Source organism: Microvirga terrestris, assembly GCF_015694425.1.
GTDB classification, from domain to species: domain Bacteria; phylum Pseudomonadota; class Alphaproteobacteria; order Rhizobiales; family Beijerinckiaceae; genus Microvirga; species Microvirga terrestris.
This window is the reverse complement of record NZ_JADQDN010000004.1, coordinates 291,968-313,168: the sequence shown is the minus strand read 5'-3', so window position 1 is coordinate 313,168 and position 21,201 is coordinate 291,968. Positions and strand designations below refer to the sequence as shown.

The window sequence follows — 21,201 nt, the reverse complement described above, 5'->3', positions numbered from 1 at the left end:
CAGGGATTAACGGCTTCCCGGCCGGAACTGCCGAGTCTGGCGCGCGTTCGCTGCCTTATGAGCGCTTACATCGTCGTGCTGGCAGGCTTCGGGGTGGTGGTCCTTTTGACCGCCTGGCTTCCCATGGTCCTGAAGGAACTGCCCCTGTCCCTGCCGATCTTCTGCGTGGCCTTGGGCGCGCTCGTTTTCGCGTTTCCCGATCTGCCCGGCGTGATGCCTCATCCCAACGAGGAACTCGCCATCGTCGAACGCCTGAGCGAGTTCGTAGTCATCATCTCGCTCATGGGGGCAGGCCTGAAGATTGACCGGCCCTTCGGCTGGAAGCGGTGGCGGCTCACCTGGCGGCTCCTCGGCATCGTCATGCCGCTCACGATCTTCGGTCTCGCTTGGCTTGGGACCAGCCTTTTAGGTTTAAGCCTCGCGGCAGCCCTGCTGCTCGGAGCCGCGCTGGCTCCGACGGATCCGGTGCTCGCCAGCGACGTGCAGGTGGGGCCGCCGGGCGACAGCGAGGAGGACGAGGTGCGCTTCACCCTCACCTCCGAGGCAGGCCTCAACGACGGCCTCGCCTTCCCGTTCGTTCTGCTGGCCATCGCGTTCGCCCAAGAGGGGAGCCTCGCCAATGTGACCGAATGGTTTGCCTATGCGGTCGTCTGGAAGATCGCAGCCGGCATCGGCATGGGCTATGGGATCGGGCGGGCTCTCGGCTGGCTGACCTTCCATCTGCCGAACCGGGCAAAGCTTTCGCGCACCGGTGCCGGATTCGTGGTTCTCGGCATCACTTGCATCGCCTATGGCCTGACCGAGATGGTCAGAGGCTACGGATTTCTCGCCGTCTTCGTGGCGGCTCTGGCCCTGCGGGCGACCAAGCCCGAACATGATTATCACACCAAGCTGCACGACTTCGCGGAAGAGCTCGAGCGCCTCATGATGATGGTGCTCCTCGTCCTGCTCGGCGGCGCCATGACGGGCGGGGACTTGTTCAATGCCCTCACATGGCAGGCTGCCGTCTTCGGCTTGCTGGCGCTGTTCGTGGTTAGGCCGCTCGCCGGATGGATCGGGTTGATCGGCACCGATCCACCATTGGGCGAGAAAGCGGCGATCAGCTTCTTCGGCATCCGCGGGCTCGGTTCGATCTATTATCTCGCCTATGCCCTGCACCACGCGAAGTTCGACAATGCCGACCTTCTCTGGAGCACGGCCGGCTTCATCATCCTCGTATCCATCGTATTGCATGGCATCACGGTGACGCCGGCCATGCGGCACCTCGATCAACGCCGAAAGCTCGCTGCGAGAGCCTAGCGCATCCTGCGGACTCGGAGGGCCGCGTCAGCGAAAAGTGGTCCCGGTTTTCCGCTTCGAAAGATGCGCTGTTTAAAATGTTGAGCATCGGATGGATCCCAAAAGTGCAAATCCACTTTTGGGTCCGATGCTCCAGGCCCTCGCAGCATCACAGCGTGACCGTCATGGGTACATGGATGTACCGTCCATCTCGGCCGTCGTCGGGTCGATGACTCTTCTCACCTTCGCAATGCTGTTCGCCGGAAGCCCAGCCTTCTGGGCATGTTCGCGGATCATGCCTTCATCCGGTGCCCGGTAGACGCAGTAGATCTTGTCGTCGGTGACATAGCTGTGAACCCATTGGATTTCGGGCCCGAGTTCACGCAGGACATTGCATGAGTTCTGTGAGGCCTGCTGCATGTCTGCGGCAGATGAATTGCCGACACCCGTCATGTTCCGCTCGATCACGAATTCTGGCATGGCCTGTCGCCGGTGGCCCGGCGCCTCCTTCGCCGGGCCAAATCAGCTCCGGCGTCGGTCAAGGTCTGCTCATCCTGGCGAGCTGGCAATGCCTCAAACGGGGGAGCGGTTTGCTCCTGTGCGATGCCGCACCTACTCCGCCGCAAGCGGCAGCTCGCCCGTCTCCAGATTGGCTTGAGCCAGATCGTGAATGCGGTGCAGGTCGCTGAGAAACGCCTGGTAAGCCTCGCGCTTCGTCGCCTCGTCCGGCAGGCGCAGCAGGTAACTCGGATGCACGGTGATGTAGCCCTGGTAAGGGCCGAAGGTCGCGCGTCCGCGCGAGCGCGTGATCGGCGTCGCCTTGCCGGAGAGCGCGAGAACGGCCGTGGCGCCCAAAGCCACCACGAGCTTGGGCCGCATCAGCTCCAGTTCCTTCATCAGCCAGGGCCGGTAGTGTTTCACCTCGCCGGCGGTGGGCTTCGAGTGGATGCGCCGGTGGCCGCGCTGCTCGAACTTGAAGTGCTTGACCGCATTGGTGAGATAGGCCTGTTCGCGCTCGATCCCGGCCTCTCTCATGGCCTTGGTCAGGAGCTTGCCGGCCGGGCCGACGAAGGGCCGCCCTTGCAGGTCCTCCTGGTCGCCCGGCTGCTCGCCGACGAAGACGATCTCGGCATGATGCGGGCCTTCGCCGAACACTGCCTGCGTGGCGCCGGGCACCAGCGGGCCTGCCTTCGCGATGATGGCATTGAGCTCTTCCAGGGTCTTCGGTTCCTGATCCCACATGGCTTGAATCGCGCGTTCGGGCGTGCGTTTGGCGGGCATCGTCGCCTCCTGTTCGATCATCCGTTCAACGCGCTGGGCGGCGGTTTGGATCAGTCCGGGGATGGCGGCGGTCTCCGGCATGTTGCGCCAGTATTTTTTGGGCATCTCCGCCCGCATGGCGGTAGGGTTCACTCGCGCCGGGTTGAACACGCTCTCGTAATAGCCGCGCCAGCCCTCCTCGAAGCTGTCCTCGTCGGGTGCATCCTCGCGGGAGGCGGGTGGGCCGAAGGTCAGCTCATGCCGGTCCCATCTTGCGGAGCCAATGGGTGTGAGAATGGTCCAGTCCATCGAGCGGAAGCGGTCGACGAAGAAGGGCGCTGCCGCCTCAAGAATGAAATGCTCCGGCTCGAACCAGGCGGCGAAGCGTTCAAGCTCTCCTGGCATTCGGCGAAAGCGCACGAAAGCGTGCATCTTGTGCAGGTCGCGGCGCACGGAGCGGGCCATTAGGTCGATGCGGTGCACCAGCGGATCGCTCGCGACCTCCAACAGATCCCGCTCGCCGTTCAGCACGCGCCAGACGAGCCCGTAGAGCAGGGCGTAGCGCTCGGGATCGCTGTGGCAGACCACCTGCTCGATCAGCCGCGACACGCCTTTCGGGATCGCGACCGGCGGCGCTTCACTGACTGTCTCGTCGCCGAAGAGGCCCGGCGCATCGTCGATGGCGAACATCACATGCTGCGGCGCCAACTCCTCGGCGATCAGCCAGCGCACTGCCTTGCGGAAGGTGTGCAGATCCGCGCCGGTCTCGAGGGTGATGCGGTGGAGGGTCATGACTGGTCTCCCGTGTCATTCCCGGCCGGAGCGCAGCGGAGGGGAAGGGGATCCATAGCGCTGTGCGTGCGGGTGGATCCCCTTGCCGGTCCTGCGGACCGCCGGGGATGACACGCTGTGTTTCTGCTCATACGAACAAGCTCAGCTGTTCCGGCTTCTCGATCAGCCGCTCGCGCAGGTCGAGCTTGTCGAGCCTCGCCTTCGGGTGATGATCGGCCGTGATGAGGAAGGGCTTGGCGCGTTTTAGCCCGGAGGTGAGGCGTGCGACGTCCTCCAGGCGCAGCGTCGTGTGCTTGCGCGCCACCACGATCTTGTCGACGGCCCGTGCGCCGAGGCCCGGCACGCGCAGGAGCATCTCGCGATCGGCCCGGTTCACGTCGACGGGGAAGCGGTGGCGGTTCTTGAGCGCCCAGGCAAGCTTGGGGTCGATGTCGAGATCGAGCATGCCCTTCTCAGACGATGAGGCGATCTCGTCCACGTCGAAGCCGTAATAGCGCAGCAGCCAATCGGCCTGGTAGAGCCTGTTCTCGCGCATGAGCGGCGGCGATTTAAGCGGCAGGATCGCGCTCGAATCCGGAATCGGGCTGAAGGCGGAATAGTACACGCGTTTCATGGCGTAATGCCCGTAGAGCGTGGCCGATTTGCGCAAGACATCCGTATCCGTCGTCTCGTCGGCGCCGACGATCATCTGCGTGGTTTGGCCAGCGGGCGAGAAGTGGCGCCGCTCCTCTCGCGCCTCCTCGATGCGCTCGAACATCTGCGCCATGGCGGTCTCGATGGAGGCGCCGTCCTTCTCGGGCGCCAGCTGCTCGAGACTCTGCTCCGTCGGCAGTTCGAGGTTGATCGACAGGCGGTCGGCCCACAATCCCGCCTCCTCGATGAGCCACGGGCTCGCCTCGGGGATGGTCTTCAGATGGATATAGCCGCGAAAGCCGTGGTCGCGCCGCAGCTTCTTCGCCACCAGGATCATCTGCTCCATGGTGTAGTCGGGCGAGCGGATGATGCCGGAGGACAGGAACAGGCCCTCGATATAGTTGCGCTTGTAGAACTCGACCGTGAGCGTCACCACCTCGTCGACCGAGAACTTGGCCCGCTTCACGTTGGACGAGCGCCGGTTCACGCAATAGGCGCAGTTGAACAGGCAGTAGTTCGTCAGCAGGATCTTGAGCAGCGACACGCAGCGCCCGTCCGGCGTATAGGCGTGGCAGATGCCGGTTCCCACCGTGGAGCCCAGGCCATCGGGGTCCGACTTGCGCTTGGGCGCCCCAGAGGAGGAGCAGGAGGCGTCATACTTGGCCGCGTCCGCAAGGATGCGCAGCTTCTTCGAAAGCTTCTCGTCCATGGATCTTTCGCCGAATTGTTCGTGTTTTGTTCTAGCATGGAGATAGGGTGTTGGCGAGGGCTTCAGGGGAGGGCGGGAGGTCGCATCGTCATATATCGCCTGGTGCGAATATGGATCCGTCTTGATCCGCTGCCCCAAAAGCTGAATGCAAGAAAACGGATCGTTCAGGGCTCAAACGGCGTTGATCGTGTAATCTGCCATGAAGTCGGGCCGGAGACGTTCATTCCAGGCCCGGCGATCGAAGGAGGTTACGATGCGCCTGTCCCATCTTGAAGCGCTAGTCGCTCTTGGTTCGCTGCTCGCCTCGCCGGCTTTCGCCCAGACGGCGGCTCCGGCCACCTCTCCCGCCCCGGCGGCGAAGCCGCCGATGACCACCACGGCTCCGGCGATGCCGGCGGCCAAGGCCGCACCCGGCACGACATCCTCCACGAGCGCCCTGATCGATATCAACACGGCGCCCAAGGACCAACTCGATAAGCTGCCCCAGATCGGGGAAGCCCGGGCCGATGCCATCATCAAAGGACGCCCCTACAAGGCCAAGAACGAGCTCGTGGATAAGCATATTATCCCGCAGAATGCCTATGACGCGATCAAGGATCGCATCATCGCGCACCAGAAATCGTAGATCCGTAAAAAGAAAGGGGCCTTCATCGGCCCCTTTCTCTTCAAAGCACCGGCCTAGCGGCTGTACTTGAACTCAGGCGCGGCCTTCAGCTGATCCTTGGTCATGTTCAACAGAGCATGATCAGGGGCCGAGCGGGCCGTGGTGTTCGACGACGTAGTTGGGTTCGTCGAGCCGGTCGTGACCGGGGCCGCTCCAGTGTTGCCTGCCGTCGTTCCGGTTGTACCGGCGCCGCTCATGCCAGCCGTGCCGGTCGTGGTGGTATTCGCGGCCGTCGCACCCGCACGGGGCTCGGTCATCAGCTTGATCTGGTCGAATGGGACGGCGACGTCATGCTCGCCCATGCCGAGGAAGCCCCCGACGCCGATGACCACGGCTTGGATCTTGCCGCTCTGATCCACGAGCAGTTCGCTGATGTCGCCGATCTTCTCATTGTTGTTATTATAGACGTCCAGCCCTTCGAGCTTGGACGCACGCCATTGTCCCGGCTGCTCCTGGGTCATCCAGTTGCCCGAAGGCATGGACGAAGAAGAGGCGCTCGGGCTCGCGGATGAACCAGAGGGCTGCGTCTGGGCGAGGGCGGGCATTGTAACCAAAGCCGTGCCGAGAAGCGCCACCGCAAGATGCTTGGAATGCATATATTCCTCCTGGGTCTGTAAGACGCGAAGTACGTCTCGCGATTCAACGGTGAGGTTATGCAGTTGGTTCTGGCCAAGGATTAGGCATCCGCGCGCAGGATAGGCCTCATGCCTGTGCAATCGAGGCCAAGGAAGCGCTTGCTCCCGTCGTGAATGCCCCTAAACTCGGTTAAGCTTTCCCGTCGAACGCCCGAAACGGACCGCATGATCCGCACCTTCCTCGATGGCCTCTATCTCTTCGCGGGTTACCTCGCAGGCCTGTTTCTCATCGTCATCTTCCTGCTCATGATGGGTCTCTCACTAGGGCGGGGCATCGGGGTCAACATTCCGGCCGGCGACGATCTCGCCTCCTGGTCCATGGCCGCGATGGCGTTCCTGGGGCTGGCCCATACTTTCCGGTCCGGCGAGATGATCCGGGTCGGCCTCGTGACGGATCGCCTGCGGGGACGGACCCGCTGGTGGTTCGAGATGTTCTCCCTGGTGATCGGTCTTGGCTTCGTCGGCTTCTTCGCCTGGCATGCGGTGGTGCTCACCTACGACAGCTGGCGCTTCGACGACATGGCCCAAGGCGTGCTCGCGATCCCGCTCTGGATCCCGCAGATCGGCTATGCCACCGGCCTCGTGATCCTGTTCATCGCCTTTCTGGACGAGTTCATCCACGTGCTGCGCGGCGGCGACCCGCGCTACGAGAAGCCGCCCGCCACCACGGCCGAAGAGGTGGTGGAGCGCGCAATCCAGAGCGGAGTGTAAGGCGCCATGGAACTCATCGAGATTTCCGGCCTGCTGCTCCTGCTGCTGGCGGTGCTTCTCGCCGGCGGCGTGTGGATCGCCATCGCGCTCATGGCCTGCGGCTGGGTCGGCATGCAGTTCGTGGGCGGGGGCATTCCGGCGGGCTCGGTGCTCGCCACTACGATCTGGGGCAATTCCGCCTCCTGGACGCTCGCGGCGCTCCCGCTCTTCATCTGGATGGGCGAGATCCTGTTCCGCACGCGGCTGTCGGAGGAGATGTTCCGCGGCCTTGCCCCCTGGCTCAACTGGCTCCCCGGCCGGCTGATGCACGTCAACGTGCTGGCCTGCGGCATCTTCGGCTCCGTCTCCGGCTCGTCGGCCGCCACCTGCGCGACGGTGGCCAAGATCGCCCTGCCGGAGCTGAAAAAGCGCGGCTACGACGACATGGTGAGCCTCGGTTCGCTGGCCGGCGCCGGGACGCTGGGCATTCTCATCCCGCCCTCGATCACCATGGTGGTCTATGCGGTGGCGGCAAACGTTTCGATCATCCAGATCTTCCTCGCCGGTTTCCTGCCGGGTCTTCTGGTGATGGCGCTCTATTCCGGCTACATCGCCGTGTGGTCGCTGCTCAACCCGGCGAAGTCGCCGCCGCCCGAACCGGCCATGAGCTTCCGCGAGAAGCTGCGGGAATCGACCAACCTCATCCCGGTTGCGCTTCTGATCGCGTTGGTCTTCCTCACGCTTCTGCTGGGCTGGGCCACGGCCACCGAATGTGCCGCCTGGGGCGTGCTCGGCTCTCTGGCCATCGCCTGGTGGTCAGGCTCCCTGTCGTGGGACTCGTTCTGGAAGAGCGTCATGGGCACGACGCGGATCACCTGCATGATCATGCTGATCCTGGCCGGTGCCTCCTTCATGTCGACATCGATGGCCTATACGGGCATTCCGCAGGCGCTCGCCGCCTGGGTGGATAGCCTGCACCTGTCTCCTTATGCGCTCATCGCGGCGCTCACGATCATGTATATCCTGCTCGGCACTGCGCTCGACGGCATCTCCATGATCGTGCTCACCACCGCGGTGGTGATCCCCATGGTGAAGACCGCGGGCTTCGACCTGATCTGGTTCGGCATCTTCCTCATTCTCGTGGTCGAGATGGCGGAGGTCTCGCCGCCGGTCGGCTTCAACCTCTTCGTGCTCCAGACCATGTCAGGCAAGGATTCGAACACGGTGGCGCTCGCCTCGCTGCCGTTCTTCTTCCTGCTCGTCGTGGCGGTGGCCATCATCACGGTGTTCCCGAGCATCGTCATGCTGCTGCCCCAGATGGCCTTTCCGGATTAAGCTCGTTCACAACACCAGAGGAAGACAGATAATGAAACACATGACGCGCTTCTCTTTAAGCCTCGCCGGTGTGCTGCTGATGGCAGCGCCCGCGCTGGCGCAGACCAAATGGAACCTGCCCGCCGCTTATCCGCCGGACAACTTCCACACCGAGAACCTGAACGCCTTCTCCAAGGACGTGGCTGACGCCACCGGGGGCAAGCTGCAGATCACGGTCCATGGCAATGCCTCGCTCTTCAAGGCGCCGGAGATCAAGCGCGCGGTGCAGACCGGCCAGGCCCAGGCCGGCGAGGTTCTGATGTCGCTGCACGAGAACGAGGATCCGGTCTACGGCCTCGACGTGGTGCCTTTCCTCGCCACCTCGTTCGACCAGGCGAAGAAACTCTGGGACGTGCAGCGCCCGGCGCTCGAGAAGAAGCTGTCCAGCCAGGGCCTGATGCTGCTGTTCGCGGTGCCGTGGCCGCCGCAGGGCATCTTCGCCAAGAAGGACATCAACACCGTCGAGGATCTGAAGGGCGTGAAGTGGCGCTCCTACAATCCCGGCACCGCCCGCATCGCGGAAATCGTCGGCGCGCAGCCGGTGACGGTGCAGGCCGCCGACCTGCCGCAGGCGCTCGCCACCGGCGTGGTCAACACCTTCATGACCTCGGGCGCGACAGGCTACGATTCGAAGGTGTGGGAATCGCTCACGCACTTCTACGACACGCAGGCCTGGATCCCGAAGAACATCACCTTCGTCAACAAGGCGGCTTTCGACGCCCTCGACAAGCCGACCCAGGAGGCTGTGCTGAAATCCGCCAAGACGGCCGAGGAGCGCGGCTGGAAAACCGCGCAGGAGAAGACGAAATGGTACGTGGAGCAGATGACCGCGAAGGGCATGAAGGTGCAGCCTCCAGGTCCCGAGCTGAAGGCAGGCCTGCTGAAGGTCGGTGAGCAGCTGACGCAGGATTGGCTGAAGAAGGCCGGCCCCGACGGGCAGGCCATCGTCGATGCCTACAAGAAGGCGGGATCGTAGAACTAAAGACGCTCCGTGTCATTCCCGGCCGGAGCGCCAGCGGAGGGGAAGGGAATCCATAGCGCTGAGCGTGATCATGGATCCCCTTCCCGGCCTGCGGCCGCCGGGGATGACACCCACCACGTCATGGCCGGGCTTGTCCCGGCCATCTCGATTCTGAGGAACGTCACGCCTCATGCAATCGGGATCACCGGCACAAGGCCGGTGATGACTACGTGAGACTTACGCCAGCGTGAAATCCATCGTGATCTCGGCGTTGAGCACCTTCGAAACCGGGCAGTTCTTCTCCGCCGCGCGGGCGAGTTCCTCGAACTTGGCGCGGTCGATGCCGGGCACGTTGGCGTTCAGCGTCAGGGCCGATTTCTTGATCGCAAATCCGCTGCCTTCCTGTTCGAGGGAGACCACCGCTTCCGTGGTGAGCTCGGTCGGTGTGAAGCCCGCGCCCTGAAGCTGGAAAGCGAGCGCCATGGTGAAGCAACCCGCATGAGCAGCGGCGATCAGCTCTTCCGGGTTCGTGCCCTTCTCGTTCTCGAAGCGGGTTTTGAATGAGTACGGCGTCGACGACAGAACGCCGGAATCCGAGGTGAGGTGGCCGGTGCCTTCCTTGCCCGTGCCCTGCCAGACGGCTCTTGCCTTGCGGTTCATCCTGATCTCTCCTTTGTGCGTGAGGGTGGTGATCTAGGACAGGAGGCGTCGGCCTCCAGAGGCCATCATCCGTTCCGGTTTGCGAGTTTTTGATGATCGTCCCCGTAAAGGCCCGCCTGCGTCCGCGGCTCCTCGGCTCGGCTGTCGTGGCCTGCCTGGCCTTCGCGGCTCTGCCGTCGTCCTGGGCGGTAAATTCGCGCCTGCTTGTCGCCTGGGACATCGGTGTTGCATGTTACTTGGGGCTTACCTGGATGATGGCCTTGCGCTCCTCCACGGCCAAGATGCAGGAACGGGCGGAGCAGGAGGACGAGAGTGCCGTCGTGGTCCTCGTCCTGACATTGGGTGCTTCGGTCGCGAGCCTTGCCGCGATTGCCGTCGAGCTGACCGGTATTCATGACGACCAGACCGGGCATCAAGCCTTCAGCCTCGGAATGGCCGCCGTCACCATTCTCTGCTCCTGGTTCTTCGTGCACACCATCTACGCCATCCATTACGCTCACGAATATTACCGCGATGGCGGCGAGCGTCGTGGTCTGGTGTTCCCGCATGAAAGCCGACCCGATTATTGGGACTTTCTCTACTTCTCATTCAACCTCGGTGCCGCGGCGCAGACCTCCGACGTGGCCATCGTCTCCCGGCGCATGCGCCGCCTGGCGCTCGCACACACGATCCTATCCTTTCTCTTCAACACCACGGTTCTGGCGCTGGCCGTGAATGTTGGGGCAGGGCTTCTGTAGCCATTTGAAAGCTCGACTCGCCCATTGGTTGTCGAGGATCACAGGACAGTTCTTGTGAGTTGCAATGTTATCGCGGAACAATTCTTGGCCGTTTGGAATTAACCAGAGCCCGCGAAGCGAAGTGGTTGTCGGAATGTGGGGTGAAGAGTGGTGATGGCACGGCATCACCGAAACGGCACGAAGAGAAGCGGGCTTCCGTATTGAGTGACATGTTTCTCTTATTGGGTCAGGCGGACTGGGTTCTGCTGGTTCTTGCGGTCTTCGTCCTCGACATCCCCCGCTATACGATTTCCCTCGTTTCGCTCGTTGCCCTGCGCTGGTTGCGAAGACCTGCGATCGTTGAGGCTACGGGAGGCCTGACGATCAGCATCATCCTGCCGGCCTTCAACGGCGGTGAGGGTCTTCTTCATTCCCTTCGGTCACTACACGAGCAGACGCTGAAGCCCCTGGAGATCATCGTGGTGGACGATGGTTCCACTGACGGGACGCTCGCAATTGCGGAAGAAGCGCGCGCCGCCGGCGTCGTCCGTATGGTGATCCATCACGGAACCCGCTGCGGGAGGAGCCCGGCGGTGAACGAGGGCGCCCGCTACGCCCGCGGCGATCTGATCCTGGCCATGGATCCCGACACCGTTTTCACACCCACGACGCTGGCGCGACTCACTGCCGCTTTCCGCGACCCGCGCGTAGCGGCGGCCTGCTGCAATCTCGGCGTCAGCAACGAGGATGCTTCGCTCACCACGGCCCTTCAGGCAATCGAGTACCTGATGTCGATCAGCGCCGGAAAATCCTTTCTCAATATGATCAACGCGATCTCCTGCTGCTCGGGCGCGTGCTCCATGTACCGGCGCGATATCTTTCTCGAGCGCGGCGGTCTCGATCCAGGTCCAGGCGAGGATCTCGAGATGACCCTGCGCCTGCGCCGCTACGGCTACCGCGTACGCTTCGTACCGGAAGCCTGGGGTGAAACGGCGGTGCCCGACAATCCCGCTAGCCTCATTCGCCAGCGACAGCGCTGGGACAGGGATTCCTTACGCATCAGGCTCATCGAATACCGTGAGATGGAAATCTTCAAGCCCGAGCGGCTGGCAGACACGCTGCAGCGTCTCGACTTTATCGTCTTCGACCTCGTGCCGACTCTCTCGTTTCCGTTCTACCTCGTCTATTGCACGCTGCTTTTCGGACCGCAGACCCTGCTTTTTCTCACGGCCGTCTATCTGTTCCTGCTCGGCATCGCGTTGTTCAACATTGCGCTCGCCAGCCTCCTGTTCGTCCGCTCCCCCACGCTCTTCAGCCTCGCCGCCGCCCTGATCTTCCCGCTCTATCAGGGCGTCGTGATGAAGGTGGCGCGTTTTGTGGCGTTCTCGTGCGAGATCCTGTTCTCCGCCTCGCACCACGACGACTACGTTCCGCCTCGCGTCCGGCGAGCCGTGACCGGTCAACGTGCCTGAAGGATCATGCATGAACATCCAACTCCGTCGCCTCGATCCCAACGTGCCCGATCCCGTCGAGAGCCGCCGCTCGGCGACGGGGCGCCTCGTGCGCCTGATCTATGCCGTGGGGGTGATCGGCGTGCTCAGCTTTTTCGTGTTGCGCTTCAGCATGCCCCTCGTGTTCCTGAGCGGTCCCGGCATCGTCTCGGCGCCCCGAGAGATCGTCTCGCTGCCCTACATCGTCCAGGTGCATAGAATGGATGTGACACCCGGCGCCAAGGTTCAGGCGGGCCAGCTGATTGCCCTCATCCGCTCCCCTCAGGTCAGTGAAACCCTGTCGAACCTCACCCGGGCGCTGGCCGATGTAACGAGCCGCGAGGCGGAGCTGCGCGTCAAGGCGCGCCTTGCCCGCGATTCCCTCGGTTCCGCCCGCTCGCGCCTGCGCATCGCCGATGAGAGTCTGCGCCGGCTTGAGGGCAACGCGAACAGCGCCAGCCTCGCCTACCGCACTACGGTTTATCGCGAGCGTGCGGAAGCCGTGCAGAACGTGGTGGAACTCGAAGCTGCGGCCGAAGAGGCCTCCACCCAGCTTCTGCGCCTGGCCGAGACTCGGGAGCTGATCGAGAGCCAGCTGGAGCGCACCGGACGGGAGTTCGACGGCGGCCGCGTGTTCTCGCCCGTGACCGGCATCGTTGCTGCGCAGCCGGCCCGGGCAGGCGAGACCATTCTGGCGGGTTCATCGATCGCGGAGATCTTCCAGGACAGGGATGTTCATATCGATTGGTACATTCCGGATTTCCGGCTTGCCGACCCGCAGCCGGGCTACAGGGTCGTGGTCGGCATCGGCCGCACGAGGGTTCTGGGAACCGTGAGTGAGATCCTGCCGATCTCCGAGACGTTCGAGGGGCGTCGGAACTCGATCCTGCGGGAACCGCAACGCGGTCAGGTCGCGCGCATCCGCCTCGATCCCGATGTGGCCGTCCCTGCCCTCAATTCGACGGTCAGAGTCTACATGTATTACACGGATCTCGCGAGCTGGATCGCGGAGGCGTTTATCCGCTCCTTCGATCTCGGTTGAGAGGTGTTGATGAAGCGCCATGTCTCATGTCCGGTCTGCCAGGCCGAGGAGGCCGAGACTCACGACATCGTCCACCACCTGATCTGTGCCTATGTGGGACCGGATTACGATTTCGAAGACGGGGAGGGATACCGCTGCCCGAAATGCCTCCGCGCCCTGCACGACCATGATGCCTATGCAGAAATTGTCGGGGTCGGCGCCCGCTGCACACTATGCGGAACAGAGTTCGTCATGCCTGATGGCATCGTTCAAGACATGTGATTCGAACCGCAAGACGAAACCGATGCCTTCTGCCCCATCATCTCCCATTTCCATCGCCGTTCCCATCATCGAAACGGAGCGCCTTGCCTTGCGCGGCCATCGCGTCGATGACTTCAACGACTATCTCGCTTTATGGACCGACCCGGAGGTAACGCGCTTCATTGGCGGCAGGCCTTCGACTCGCGAAGAGGTGTGGGGACGGCTGTTGCGCAATGTCGGGCATTGGGCGGCTCTTGGGTTCGGCTACTGGGTCATCGTCGAGAAGGAGACGGGGCGCTTCCTCGGAGAGGTCGGATTCGCGGACTTCCGGCGCGAGATCGAGCCCTCCATCGACCATATGCCGGAGATTGGCTGGGCGCTTGCGCCTCATGCCCATGGCAAAGGCTATGCGACGGAAGCCGCCCGCGCCGCCATCGCGTGGGGCGACGCGCATTTCGGATCCCGGCGCACGGCCTGCATCATCGCCCCCGATAACGAGCCGTCGATCCGTGTTGCGGGGAAATGCGGCTACCGCGAGCTCTGCCGCACCACCTACAAGGACAAGCCGACGATCATGTTCGTGCGCTAGTGCGCGGCCTCACGACTCAGGTGTGAAGGCGGAGATGGCCAGTCGCTCGGCATGGTCGCGAATATCCTTGGGCCATAGCCGGGTCAGAGCCATGAACAGCTTTCGGTCTCCGGCAAAGAGCGCGCGCGACGCTTCCTCGAACCCCGCCTCGTCGCCGGCGAGCGTCGACATAAAACGGTAGAGCGTCTCCTGGGCCTGCCGCACGCGGTCTTTGGACTCGTTGCTGCGCCGCGCCTCCTCGACCAGCTTGCGCAGGGCCACGGAGGCACCGCCCGGTTGCGCGTTGAGCCATTCCCAGTGCCGCGGGAGCAGCGTGACCTCGCGGGCCACCACACCGAGCTTGGGTCGGCCTGGGCCTCGCGGCTCCGGCTTGGTTGCGGCCAGCTCCAGCCGCTGCACCACATCGTCAGCCGTTCCACGGAAATCGACCTCGACGACACGGCAGGTCTCGTCGTCGAGGATCAGGATGGATGCTGACTCGCCTTGGTCGAGGAAGGCTTTGGCCTTTGTCGCAACGGTTGCGAGATCGCCCATGGCGACCCGGTGAGACCCCGCGAAGGCCGTATATGTTTGGTTGTCGTGAGCCATGATCATCCCCTGCAGTAACAAGCATGGCAGGTTTTTATCCGGGTTAAATCATGATGTCAATTATACCCGGACAAAATTGGATGGATGCTAAAGCCTGTCCTGCTCCTCGTCCCGCTCGCCTTCGATGATGGTCCGCGCCACGTCGAAGCGAAAACCGGCACGGGCCATGGCGGCAAGATCCTTGTCGCGGTAGGGCACCCGCTCGCCGGGGCGAAAGGGTCCGAGCTTGCGCCGGCGAGCGAAGGCGCGGGCCGCCTGCTCCTCGTCGCCGTCTTCTCCCTCAAGTGCCGCCGCGATGGTGCTGCGGTCGACCCCCTTGGCGGAGAGCTTCGCCTGAATGGCCCTGGCCGAGCCGCCCCGGCGGCGTAAGGATGCGACGCGTGCCTCCGCATAGCGGGTGTCGTCGATGAGGCCGATCTTCAGGCTTTTTGCCACCACCTCGTCGATCATGTCGTGAAACTCCGCCGGATTCTCGCCGCGCAGGCGGCAGCGCTTGTCGACCTTGCGCCGCAGCACCCGGCGCAGGTTCTCGGCCGAGGAGGCATAGCGTTCGAGATAGGACATGGCCGCCCGCTGCAGGTAGGCCTCCGTCACCTTGCGCGGCGGCTTGCGGACGGGCTTTCCGGTCTCGTCCGTCATTCCGGCTTGTCGTCGGATGAGCGCGAGGTTTCGCCCGGCTTCTCCACCTGCCCGCGCCGCTGCAGCTGGATAGCCACGAACCAGCACAGGGCCGCCCAGGCCGCGCCCACCGACCAGCCCGCGACCACGTCGCTTGGCCAGTGGACGCCGAGATAGACGCGGCTCACGCCGACCAGCACGGTCATGATGATGGCAAGCCCCATGATGAAGGCGCTGGCGCGCCGACTCTTCTCCACACGAGCAAGCAGGGCGCCGAGCGTCAGGTAGGTGATAGCCGACATCATGGCATGGCCGCTGGGGAAGCTTGCAGTGTAAATCCGGGTGGCATGAGGCACCAGGTCCGGCCGGGGCCGCTCGAAGCCCATCTTGAGGCCGGTGGAGATCAACGTGCCGCCGACGATCGCGACGATCACGAGAAGCGCCGCGCCATGCCGTCGGGTCATCATCAGATAGACCCATGTGGCCAGGGTGATGATGGTCAGGATGGCGTAGCCGCCGAGCCCTGTGATGTCCCTGGCAGATTCCTCGAGCCAGGAGGGACCGAGGGGATTGGCTGGATTCTGCGGATCGCGCAGGGCCAGCAGAAGCCGGCTGTCGAGCGCATGAGTATCCCCCTCCTGCACCTCGCCGGCGAGTTCGATGAAGGCCCAGGCAAAGAAACCACAGGCGGAGAGCGACAGTAGCGGGCCAATCTCGTTGAGCCGCAGGCGGGACAACAGGCGTGTGGCAGAGGTGAGAAACGTCTTCATGGCCTCATGAAATAGGAAAGTTTGAGGCGTCTGACGAGGGTCAGCTACCAGCGCAGCCAGCGACCTCCCAGTTTTGCGCCAATGAAACTTACCACCAGAACCGCCGGCACGTGCCATGCCGCAATGTAAAGAAGAGAGGGTTCTGGGCAGTGCAGCACGTACAGCATGGAGGTGACGCCGCCGGAGAGCAGCCCTGCCATGGCACCCTGAAGGCCGGGCTCCACCGGGGCACCCTGCCTCAGCACTCCGAGAGCCGCGATCAGAATCGGGACGGACAGACCCGAAACCAGCAGGAAGCAGCCCAAGGGATTCTCGCCGATCAGGCGTCCTGTCCAGGTCGATGCGGGGTGCAGCGTCAATTCGATAGCGACCCCCACCAAGAGCAACAGAATAGGCCATGCAAGGATGCCTAACCTGATCCGGGCGTCGGGCCGCTGCATCAGAAGTGACAGGCGGAACGCGCAGATCGTGAGGGCCAGAGCCGCCATCAAAGTCACGGCAGTGGTGAGATTGGGGCCATGGGCGAGATGAGGACTTGGAGCGAGGAAGAAAAGAATCATCGCAGTCACAAACAGGCCGGACAACAGGAGCGCCGCCACGAGCCGTGCCGCCGACAGCCGGCCTTCGGTCTGAGGTCCGTCCGGCAGGTCCTTGGTAAGGGCGTGAATGAGATGGTCCGTCTTCACTCCGATCCTCCAAATTTTGCGGCCAGGGCCGCAAGACCTCGATGCAAGGCAACGCGCACGGCTCCCTCGCTCATCTTAAGCCGCTGGGCGGCCTCGCGGATACTGGCACCATCAAGCGCCAGCGCCTCCACAACCTCCCGCTGCCGGCGAGGGAGCATCTCAAGAAATCGTCCTGTCGACGCCGGAAGACCAGGCTCCGGCTGTGGCGTCGGGATGATCTCGGCCACGCTCTCCACAGGAACAGTGACCCGGCGCCTGCTCCTGCGGGCGTGATCGAGAACCTTGTAATGGGCGATCGCCCGCAGCCAGGGCACGATGGGCCGGGCCTCGTCCCAGGTGTGCCGCTTCAGATGGATCGCCAGCAAGGCATCCTGCAAGACATCCTCCACGTCGCTGCTGCCCAAATTCAACCGGACGGAATCGGAGGCGATGACACGACGAAGCACGCGCGCGACATCGCTCAGCAGGCGCGCATAAGCATCTGCGTCGCCGCGGTTTGCCGACCGCATGGCGCTCGCCCAGGCTTCTTCGTGTTCCGTCACACGATCCCCTTTCCGGCTCATTCGCGGCGGACGGTCCGATTGTTACGGTCCCGATATCTATAACATTTCACTTCACAAGAATGTGAATGAAGTAACGTCAGCGAATACGGGGCGAATAAGGTGTTGGACGGCGGTTCGGGGCAGGGCTTCGGACGGCGAAAAGATCCAAAACAACGCGGGGCTGGACCTTCACCTTAAGGACAAAGGATCTCAGCATGTATCGCTCCTATACTCTCGTGGCCGCTCTCGCCCTCGGCCTCGTTTCCACATCGGCTGCTTTCGCACAGTCGCGGCCCACATCGGATTCCATGAATGCTAAGGGCGAAGGCAAGCGCATCCGCCTCACCATCGAGAATCTGACAACCAGCCAGACCCTGTCGCCGCCGGTCTTCGTCAGCCATAATTCCAAGGCTCCACCGCTGTTCAAAGTAGGTGAGGAGGCTTCTTTCGGCCTGATGCGCATTGCCGAGGAAGGCAATGCGGGACCGTTGCTCTCGGCCGTGGTGACGAAGAACATTGGCGAGGAGTTCGGCGCCGTCGGATCCGCAACCTCGATCCTGCCCGGCCAGAGCCGCGTGGTGGAACTGGAGGTCACCCGCGAGTTTCCGATGGTGTCCGGCGCAGCCATGCTCGTCATGACCAATGACGGCTTCACGGGAATCAACGGCCTGAACGCCTACGAACTGTCGTCACCACGCCGCATCGAGGCAATGGCCTATGACGCCGGCACAGAGAAGAACAACGAGCGCAAGTCGGCGCTGATCGCCATGATGGGCACCGACCGCGATCCGGAAAACGGCAAGGTCCAAATGCATACAGGCATCCGGGGCGATGCCGATGCGCCGGCGGACTGGAAGTTCGATCCGTCCAAGCCCGTGGCCCGCATCACCGTCACGCCGGTCACCGGCATGGAGGCAACCGGTTCCGTGAACAGCGACGGCATGATGAAACGCTGACGCACGATCTTGGCCCCTTGCTTCGGCAAGGGGCCTGATTGGTCCTACACCTCAAGCCGCTTCCGCCACGCCTTCGGCGCGGTGATGGAGCCGAGATTGAGCCACTCGGCCATGAGGCGCAGCTCGTCCCCCAGGGCGGGGGCGATTTCCTCCGCCGGAACAGACGCTTCCGGGTGGACGGAGTGGACGATGAGATTGCCCGCGGCGCGGTCGGCCTTGAGGTCGACGCGGGCAACGATTTTTTCTCCCAGCACGAAGGGCAGGCAGTAATAGCCGAATTCCCGCTTCTCGGCCGGGGTGTAGATCTCGATGCGATAGTGGAAGTCGAACAGCCGCTCCGTGCGCGTGCGCTCCCAGACGATGGGGTCGAAGGGCGACACGAGCGCCCGCGCTTCGATCCGGCGCGGAATTTTGGCCTGCGGGTCGAGATAGACTAGGCCCCAGCCTTCCACGGTGACGGGGATGAGGTCGCCGGCTTCCACCAGTTCGGGGATGCGCGCCTTGGCATCCTTTGGCTCCAGGCGGAAATAGTCGCGCAGGCAGCGTTCCGAGGCGATGCCGAGCGCCCGGATGGATAGCCGCAGGAGCTCCCGCTGCGCCTCCTCGGCCGAGGGTGTCGGCACATTCAGGATGTCAGAGGGGAGCACCCGCTCAGGCAGGTCGTAGACCCGCTCGAAGCCGCGCCGCGTCGCGGTGGTGACTCGGCCGGCCCAGAACAGCCACTCGAGCGCCCGCTTGCCGTCGCTCCAGCCCCACCAGGAGCCCTGGCCCTTGCCGCCGATCGAAAGCTCGCCCGCACCGATCGGCCCGCGCGTTTCGATCTCGCGGCGGACCTCCTCGATGAAGGTGCGCTTCTCGCGCCCGAACCGGGCAAGGCCGCCATAGGTGCCCTCGCCCCGTGCGGCGCGCTCCATGCGCCAACGGAACAGCGGCTGCAGGTCGAGCCGGATCAGCGAGGCCTCATGGCCCCAATACTCGAAGGTTTCGCGCTTCTTAGGGTGGTAGCCCATCGTTTCGAGCAGGCCTCGATCATAGGCGCCGAGCCGCGAAAACAGCGGCATGTAATGGGCGCGCACCAGCACGTTGACCGAATCGATCTGGAGCACGTGCGCGCGCTGCAGCGCGCGGCTCATATGGCGCCTGGTGACGCCGGCTGGACGGCCCTCGTGAAAACCCTGGGCGGCCAGCGCGATCCGCCGGGCCTGGGCGAGGGTAATATGGGTGCGGGACGGCATGGCGCGAACAATAGAGGAACATGATCGTTCCCTGCCAGAGGCAGGACTCCGAAATCCGTCAGCGAAAAGTCGGAACTTGTGGATGGAGCTGCCACTTAGCCCAGTCTTGAGCCGGAACGCATACCAGCCCTGCAGGTAGGGGTTCGACACAGCCCCGGCTTGTCCCCTAGATGAGCCTGCCGGAACACGATGGACACGATGGACCAATCAACCCCTGCACAGATTCACGGCGGCCCGAGCAAGGCTCTGAGCCAGGCTGAAATTCGTACCATCATCATGGGTGTCATGCTGGCCATGTTCCTGGCGGCGCTCGACCAGACCATCATCGCAACGGCCCTGCCGACCATCGGCCGCGAACTCGGCGACCTGGAGCACCTGTCCTGGATCGTGACGGTCTATCTCCTGACCTCAACGGCCGTGACGCCGCTCTACGGCAAGCTCAGCGACTCTTACGGCCGGCGCACCATCATGCTGATCGGCATCGTCGTCTTCATCATCGGCTCCATTGCCTGCGCGTTGGCGCCTAGCATGCTCTTCCTCATCCTGGCCCGTGGCCTGCAGGGCATCGGCGGCGGCGGGCTGATCGCCGTGGCGCAGACCATCATCGCCGACATCGTGCCGCCGAAGGAGCGGGGGCGCTATCAGGTCTATTTCGCCAGCGTCTTCATGACCTCGAGTCTGCTGGGGCCCATTCTGGGAGGCTTCTTCGCCGATCACCTGCACTGGTCGGCGATCTTCTGGATCAACCTGCCCTTGGGCTTTGTGGCCTTCATCATCGCGTTCCGAAGCCTCAGAAAGCTACCCCGGTTCGAGCGCCCGCATCGGCTCGACCTGCTCGGCGCAATCCTTCTGGTCTCGGCCACGGTCGCGTTGCTTCTGGCCCTGAGTTGGGGCGGCATCCGCTTCCCCTGGAACTCGTTCCCGGTCCTCGGGCTCTTCGCCGGCTCCCTCCTTCTCTGGGGCCTTTTCGCATTGCGCATGCGCATGGCTCCCGAGCCCCTGATTCCCTCCGGAGTGCTGCACAATCCCGTGGTGCGGATGAGCGTGCTTGCGGCCTGCTTCGGCATGGGCACCTATATCGGACTGACCATCTACCTGCCGGTCTATTTCGAGGCCGTGCGGGGCCTCTCGGCGAGTCTGTCGGGGCTGGCCCTTATTCCCCTCATGGCCGGCACAGTCGTCGGTGCCACGCTCTCCGGGCGCACGATGGCGAAGGTCAAGCATTACAAGCGGCTGCCTACGATTGGCCTCCTGGTGGCCATGGCCGCCACGGGCGTTCTCGTTCTTTACGGCGAGGCCCTATCGGTCTTGCTGGTCGAGATCCTGCTCGGCATCATCAGCATCGGGCTGGGCACGCTCCTGCCCGTCACTATGGTGACAACCCAGAACGCCGTAGCGCCGCACCAAATGGGAACCGCCACGGGCACGGCCAATTTCTTCCGCTCGCTTGGTGGCGCCTTCATCGTGGCGATCTTCGGGGCCATCGTGCTCAGCGGCTCAGGGGTGACGGGGGCTGCGAGCTTCGAAGCCCTTGGCGACGTCGCGGCTAAGAGCGGGGTCAATCTCTCCGATGTGTTCAGCTATGTGTTCCTGGCCGCCATGGTGGGCTTCGGGCTGGCACTCGCCTTCCTGCTTGCCCTGGAGGAGCGGCCCTTGCGCGGCAGCGCCGCCAAGGCCGCAGAAGCCGCAATCGCCGATTGATCAGCGGCGGTTTCGCGAACGCAGGTAGAGCAGCACGATGGCGAAGATGATGATCAGCCCCGAGATCATCATCCCGAGGACGCCGAACGCCCCCTCCGTCTCCGCCGCGCCTGGCGGCGTGGTCTGCGATCCTGGCGTCTCCGTGCCAGGGGTCGTGCTCTGGACCCGGATCACCTTGGTGTCATTCGTGATTCGGTAGGTATGGGTAGGGATCGGCATCGTCCATCCTTGGTGGAGCTGTGGCCCGGATTAATGATCCTTGAGCCCAAGTGTTTCCTTGATCCTGCGGCGTCGTGGCTGGGGATAGGGCATCTCGCCTGTGGAGAGCTGCCACTCGCCCGGCACTTCCTTAAGCCTTGCCGTGTTAGGACC

Annotated in this window: 24 protein-coding genes; 12 read left to right on the top strand and 12 right to left on the bottom strand. The window is 63.5% G+C overall.

The features are described from left to right. The first annotated feature begins 57 nt into the window (after positions 1-57). A complete protein-coding gene (locus tag I2H36_RS10585; RefSeq protein WP_196263850.1) occupies positions 58-1,299 on the top strand; it encodes a cation:proton antiporter in 1,242 nt (413 codons plus the stop codon). A gap of 162 nt (positions 1,300-1,461) precedes the next feature. Here the strand turns inward: I2H36_RS10585 and I2H36_RS10580 are convergent, their stop codons facing one another. The 3 genes from I2H36_RS10580 to I2H36_RS10570 all read right to left on the bottom strand — a co-directional run bounded on the left by I2H36_RS10580 (position 1,462) and on the right by I2H36_RS10570 (position 4,672). After that, the gene (locus I2H36_RS10580; RefSeq protein WP_196263849.1) at positions 1,462-1,758 is read right to left on the bottom strand and encodes a DUF4242 domain-containing protein; all 297 of its coding nucleotides are present in this window, start codon (positions 1,756-1,758) and stop codon (positions 1,462-1,464) included. Between the two features lie 132 nt (positions 1,759-1,890). Next, positions 1,891-3,330 carry a UdgX family uracil-DNA binding protein gene (locus I2H36_RS10575; protein ID WP_196263848.1) on the bottom strand — a complete coding sequence of 480 codons (1,440 nt, stop codon included), beginning with the start codon at positions 3,328-3,330 and terminating at the stop codon, positions 1,891-1,893. Positions 3,331-3,457: 127 nt separating this feature from the next. After that, the gene (locus tag I2H36_RS10570) at positions 3,458-4,672 is read right to left on the bottom strand and encodes a putative DNA modification/repair radical SAM protein (RefSeq protein ID WP_196263847.1); all 1,215 of its coding nucleotides are present in this window, start codon (positions 4,670-4,672) and stop codon (positions 3,458-3,460) included. A gap of 253 nt (positions 4,673-4,925) precedes the next feature. Between I2H36_RS10570 and I2H36_RS10565 the strand changes: the two genes are divergently transcribed. After that, a complete protein-coding gene (locus tag I2H36_RS10565) occupies positions 4,926-5,297 on the top strand; it encodes a ComEA family DNA-binding protein (protein ID WP_196263846.1) in 372 nt (123 codons plus the stop codon). A 53-nt stretch (positions 5,298-5,350) separates the two neighbouring features. Here the strand turns inward: I2H36_RS10565 and I2H36_RS10560 are convergent, their stop codons facing one another. Beyond that, on the bottom strand, positions 5,351-5,932 hold the full coding sequence (locus tag I2H36_RS10560; RefSeq protein ID WP_196263845.1) for a PRC-barrel domain-containing protein: 582 nt from the start codon (positions 5,930-5,932) through the stop codon (positions 5,351-5,353). Between the two features lie 204 nt (positions 5,933-6,136). Between I2H36_RS10560 and I2H36_RS10555 the strand changes: the two genes are divergently transcribed. The 3 genes from I2H36_RS10555 to I2H36_RS10545 are packed head-to-tail and all read left to right on the top strand — an operon-like array spanning position 6,137 to position 9,011. Next, positions 6,137-6,682: a TRAP transporter small permease gene (locus I2H36_RS10555; protein ID WP_196263844.1), complete on the top strand. Its 546-nt coding sequence runs from the start codon at positions 6,137-6,139 to the stop codon at positions 6,680-6,682. Positions 6,683-6,688: 6 nt separating this feature from the next. Beyond that, complete coding sequence (locus I2H36_RS10550; RefSeq protein WP_196263843.1) at positions 6,689-7,996, top strand: TRAP transporter large permease; 1,308 nt, start codon at positions 6,689-6,691, stop codon at positions 7,994-7,996. 31 nt (positions 7,997-8,027) lie between these two features. Further along, positions 8,028-9,011: a TRAP transporter substrate-binding protein gene (locus I2H36_RS10545; RefSeq protein WP_196263842.1), complete on the top strand. Its 984-nt coding sequence runs from the start codon at positions 8,028-8,030 to the stop codon at positions 9,009-9,011. Positions 9,012-9,233: 222 nt separating this feature from the next. On the opposite strand, the gene I2H36_RS10540 is transcribed toward I2H36_RS10545, so the two are convergent. Further along, positions 9,234-9,656: an OsmC family protein gene (locus I2H36_RS10540; protein ID WP_196263841.1), complete on the bottom strand. Its 423-nt coding sequence runs from the start codon at positions 9,654-9,656 to the stop codon at positions 9,234-9,236. 92 nt (positions 9,657-9,748) lie between these two features. On the opposite strand from I2H36_RS10540, the gene I2H36_RS10535 reads away from it, so the two are divergent. The 5 genes from I2H36_RS10535 to I2H36_RS10515 all read left to right on the top strand — a co-directional run bounded on the left by I2H36_RS10535 (position 9,749) and on the right by I2H36_RS10515 (position 13,733). Further along, positions 9,749-10,393, top strand: a complete 645-nt coding sequence (locus tag I2H36_RS10535; RefSeq protein WP_196263840.1) for a DUF1345 domain-containing protein — start codon at positions 9,749-9,751, stop codon at positions 10,391-10,393. A gap of 209 nt (positions 10,394-10,602) precedes the next feature. After that, entirely contained in the window at positions 10,603-11,844 is a 1,242-nt protein-coding gene (locus I2H36_RS10530; RefSeq protein ID WP_196263839.1) for a glycosyltransferase family 2 protein, read from the top strand. Positions 11,845-11,854: 10 nt separating this feature from the next. Beyond that, positions 11,855-12,904, top strand: coding sequence for an HlyD family secretion protein (locus I2H36_RS10525; RefSeq protein WP_196263838.1), 1,050 nt, complete (start codon positions 11,855-11,857; stop codon positions 12,902-12,904). A 9-nt stretch (positions 12,905-12,913) separates the two neighbouring features. Next, a complete protein-coding gene (locus I2H36_RS10520) occupies positions 12,914-13,165 on the top strand; it encodes a TackOD1 domain-containing metal-binding protein (protein WP_196263837.1) in 252 nt (83 codons plus the stop codon). Between the two features lie 22 nt (positions 13,166-13,187). Further along, the gene (locus I2H36_RS10515; RefSeq protein ID WP_196263836.1) at positions 13,188-13,733 is read left to right on the top strand and encodes a GNAT family N-acetyltransferase; all 546 of its coding nucleotides are present in this window, start codon (positions 13,188-13,190) and stop codon (positions 13,731-13,733) included. Between the two features lie 9 nt (positions 13,734-13,742). Here I2H36_RS10515 and I2H36_RS10510 read toward each other — a convergent pair whose 3' ends face one another. The 5 genes from I2H36_RS10510 to I2H36_RS10490 all read right to left on the bottom strand — a co-directional run bounded on the left by I2H36_RS10510 (position 13,743) and on the right by I2H36_RS10490 (position 16,937). After that, entirely contained in the window at positions 13,743-14,321 is a 579-nt protein-coding gene (locus I2H36_RS10510) for a DUF2239 family protein (RefSeq protein ID WP_196263835.1), read from the bottom strand. Between the two features lie 87 nt (positions 14,322-14,408). After that, on the bottom strand, positions 14,409-14,960 hold the full coding sequence (locus tag I2H36_RS10505) for a regulatory protein RecX (RefSeq protein WP_196263834.1): 552 nt from the start codon (positions 14,958-14,960) through the stop codon (positions 14,409-14,411). Continuing rightward, positions 14,957-15,709, bottom strand: a complete 753-nt coding sequence (locus I2H36_RS10500; RefSeq protein WP_196263833.1) for a phosphatase PAP2 family protein — start codon at positions 15,707-15,709, stop codon at positions 14,957-14,959. The genes I2H36_RS10505 and I2H36_RS10500 overlap by 4 nt, the downstream gene beginning before the upstream one ends. Before the next feature lie 44 nt (positions 15,710-15,753). Beyond that, positions 15,754-16,395 carry an NrsF family protein gene (locus I2H36_RS10495; protein WP_196263832.1) on the bottom strand — a complete coding sequence of 214 codons (642 nt, stop codon included), beginning with the start codon at positions 16,393-16,395 and terminating at the stop codon, positions 15,754-15,756. Further along, positions 16,392-16,937, bottom strand: a complete 546-nt coding sequence (locus I2H36_RS10490; RefSeq protein WP_343234432.1) for a sigma-70 family RNA polymerase sigma factor — start codon at positions 16,935-16,937, stop codon at positions 16,392-16,394. Before I2H36_RS10490 ends, I2H36_RS10495 begins: the two co-directional genes overlap by 4 nt. A 215-nt stretch (positions 16,938-17,152) precedes the next feature. Between I2H36_RS10490 and I2H36_RS10485 the strand changes: the two genes are divergently transcribed. After that, the gene (locus tag I2H36_RS10485; RefSeq protein WP_196263830.1) at positions 17,153-17,893 is read left to right on the top strand and encodes a spondin domain-containing protein; all 741 of its coding nucleotides are present in this window, start codon (positions 17,153-17,155) and stop codon (positions 17,891-17,893) included. A gap of 44 nt (positions 17,894-17,937) precedes the next feature. Here the strand turns inward: I2H36_RS10485 and I2H36_RS10480 are convergent, their stop codons facing one another. Beyond that, entirely contained in the window at positions 17,938-19,128 is a 1,191-nt protein-coding gene (locus tag I2H36_RS10480; RefSeq protein WP_196263829.1) for a winged helix-turn-helix domain-containing protein, read from the bottom strand. A 189-nt stretch (positions 19,129-19,317) separates the two neighbouring features. Here I2H36_RS10480 and I2H36_RS10475 point away from each other — a divergent pair, with 189 nt between their 5' ends. Next, entirely contained in the window at positions 19,318-20,829 is a 1,512-nt protein-coding gene (locus tag I2H36_RS10475) for an MDR family MFS transporter (RefSeq protein WP_196263828.1), read from the top strand. On the opposite strand, the gene I2H36_RS10470 is transcribed toward I2H36_RS10475, so the two are convergent. Beyond that, positions 20,830-21,048: a hypothetical protein gene (locus tag I2H36_RS10470; protein WP_196263827.1), complete on the bottom strand. Its 219-nt coding sequence runs from the start codon at positions 21,046-21,048 to the stop codon at positions 20,830-20,832. Positions 21,049-21,201 lie beyond the last annotated feature (153 nt).

Bases quoted from the DNA above. Each gene is read 5' to 3' on its own strand.
- I2H36_RS10585 (WP_196263850.1), top strand. From the start codon at position 58: ATGAGCGCTTACATCGTCGTGCTGGCAGGCTTCGGGGTGGTGGTCCTT.
- I2H36_RS10580 (WP_196263849.1), bottom strand. From the start codon at position 1,758: ATGCCAGAATTCGTGATCGAGCGGAACATGACGGGTGTCGGCAATTCA.
- I2H36_RS10575 (WP_196263848.1), bottom strand. From the start codon at position 3,330: ATGACCCTCCACCGCATCACCCTCGAGACCGGCGCGGATCTGCACACC.
- I2H36_RS10570 (WP_196263847.1), bottom strand. From the start codon at position 4,672: ATGGACGAGAAGCTTTCGAAGAAGCTGCGCATCCTTGCGGACGCGGCC.
- I2H36_RS10565 (WP_196263846.1), top strand. From the start codon at position 4,926: ATGCGCCTGTCCCATCTTGAAGCGCTAGTCGCTCTTGGTTCGCTGCTC.
- I2H36_RS10560 (WP_196263845.1), bottom strand. From the start codon at position 5,932: ATGCATTCCAAGCATCTTGCGGTGGCGCTTCTCGGCACGGCTTTGGTT.
- I2H36_RS10555 (WP_196263844.1), top strand. From the start codon at position 6,137: ATGATCCGCACCTTCCTCGATGGCCTCTATCTCTTCGCGGGTTACCTC.
- I2H36_RS10550 (WP_196263843.1), top strand. From the start codon at position 6,689: ATGGAACTCATCGAGATTTCCGGCCTGCTGCTCCTGCTGCTGGCGGTG.
- I2H36_RS10545 (WP_196263842.1), top strand. From the start codon at position 8,028: ATGAAACACATGACGCGCTTCTCTTTAAGCCTCGCCGGTGTGCTGCTG.
- I2H36_RS10540 (WP_196263841.1), bottom strand. From the start codon at position 9,656: ATGAACCGCAAGGCAAGAGCCGTCTGGCAGGGCACGGGCAAGGAAGGC.
- I2H36_RS10535 (WP_196263840.1), top strand. From the start codon at position 9,749: ATGATCGTCCCCGTAAAGGCCCGCCTGCGTCCGCGGCTCCTCGGCTCG.
- I2H36_RS10530 (WP_196263839.1), top strand. From the start codon at position 10,603: ATGTTTCTCTTATTGGGTCAGGCGGACTGGGTTCTGCTGGTTCTTGCG.
- I2H36_RS10525 (WP_196263838.1), top strand. From the start codon at position 11,855: ATGAACATCCAACTCCGTCGCCTCGATCCCAACGTGCCCGATCCCGTC.
- I2H36_RS10520 (WP_196263837.1), top strand. From the start codon at position 12,914: ATGAAGCGCCATGTCTCATGTCCGGTCTGCCAGGCCGAGGAGGCCGAG.
- I2H36_RS10515 (WP_196263836.1), top strand. From the start codon at position 13,188: ATGCCTTCTGCCCCATCATCTCCCATTTCCATCGCCGTTCCCATCATC.
- I2H36_RS10510 (WP_196263835.1), bottom strand. From the start codon at position 14,321: ATGGCTCACGACAACCAAACATATACGGCCTTCGCGGGGTCTCACCGG.
- I2H36_RS10505 (WP_196263834.1), bottom strand. From the start codon at position 14,960: ATGACGGACGAGACCGGAAAGCCCGTCCGCAAGCCGCCGCGCAAGGTG.
- I2H36_RS10500 (WP_196263833.1), bottom strand. From the start codon at position 15,709: ATGAAGACGTTTCTCACCTCTGCCACACGCCTGTTGTCCCGCCTGCGG.
- I2H36_RS10485 (WP_196263830.1), top strand. From the start codon at position 17,153: ATGTATCGCTCCTATACTCTCGTGGCCGCTCTCGCCCTCGGCCTCGTT.
- I2H36_RS10480 (WP_196263829.1), bottom strand. From the start codon at position 19,128: ATGCCGTCCCGCACCCATATTACCCTCGCCCAGGCCCGGCGGATCGCG.
- I2H36_RS10475 (WP_196263828.1), top strand. From the start codon at position 19,318: ATGGACACGATGGACCAATCAACCCCTGCACAGATTCACGGCGGCCCG.
- I2H36_RS10470 (WP_196263827.1), bottom strand. From the start codon at position 21,048: ATGCCGATCCCTACCCATACCTACCGAATCACGAATGACACCAAGGTG.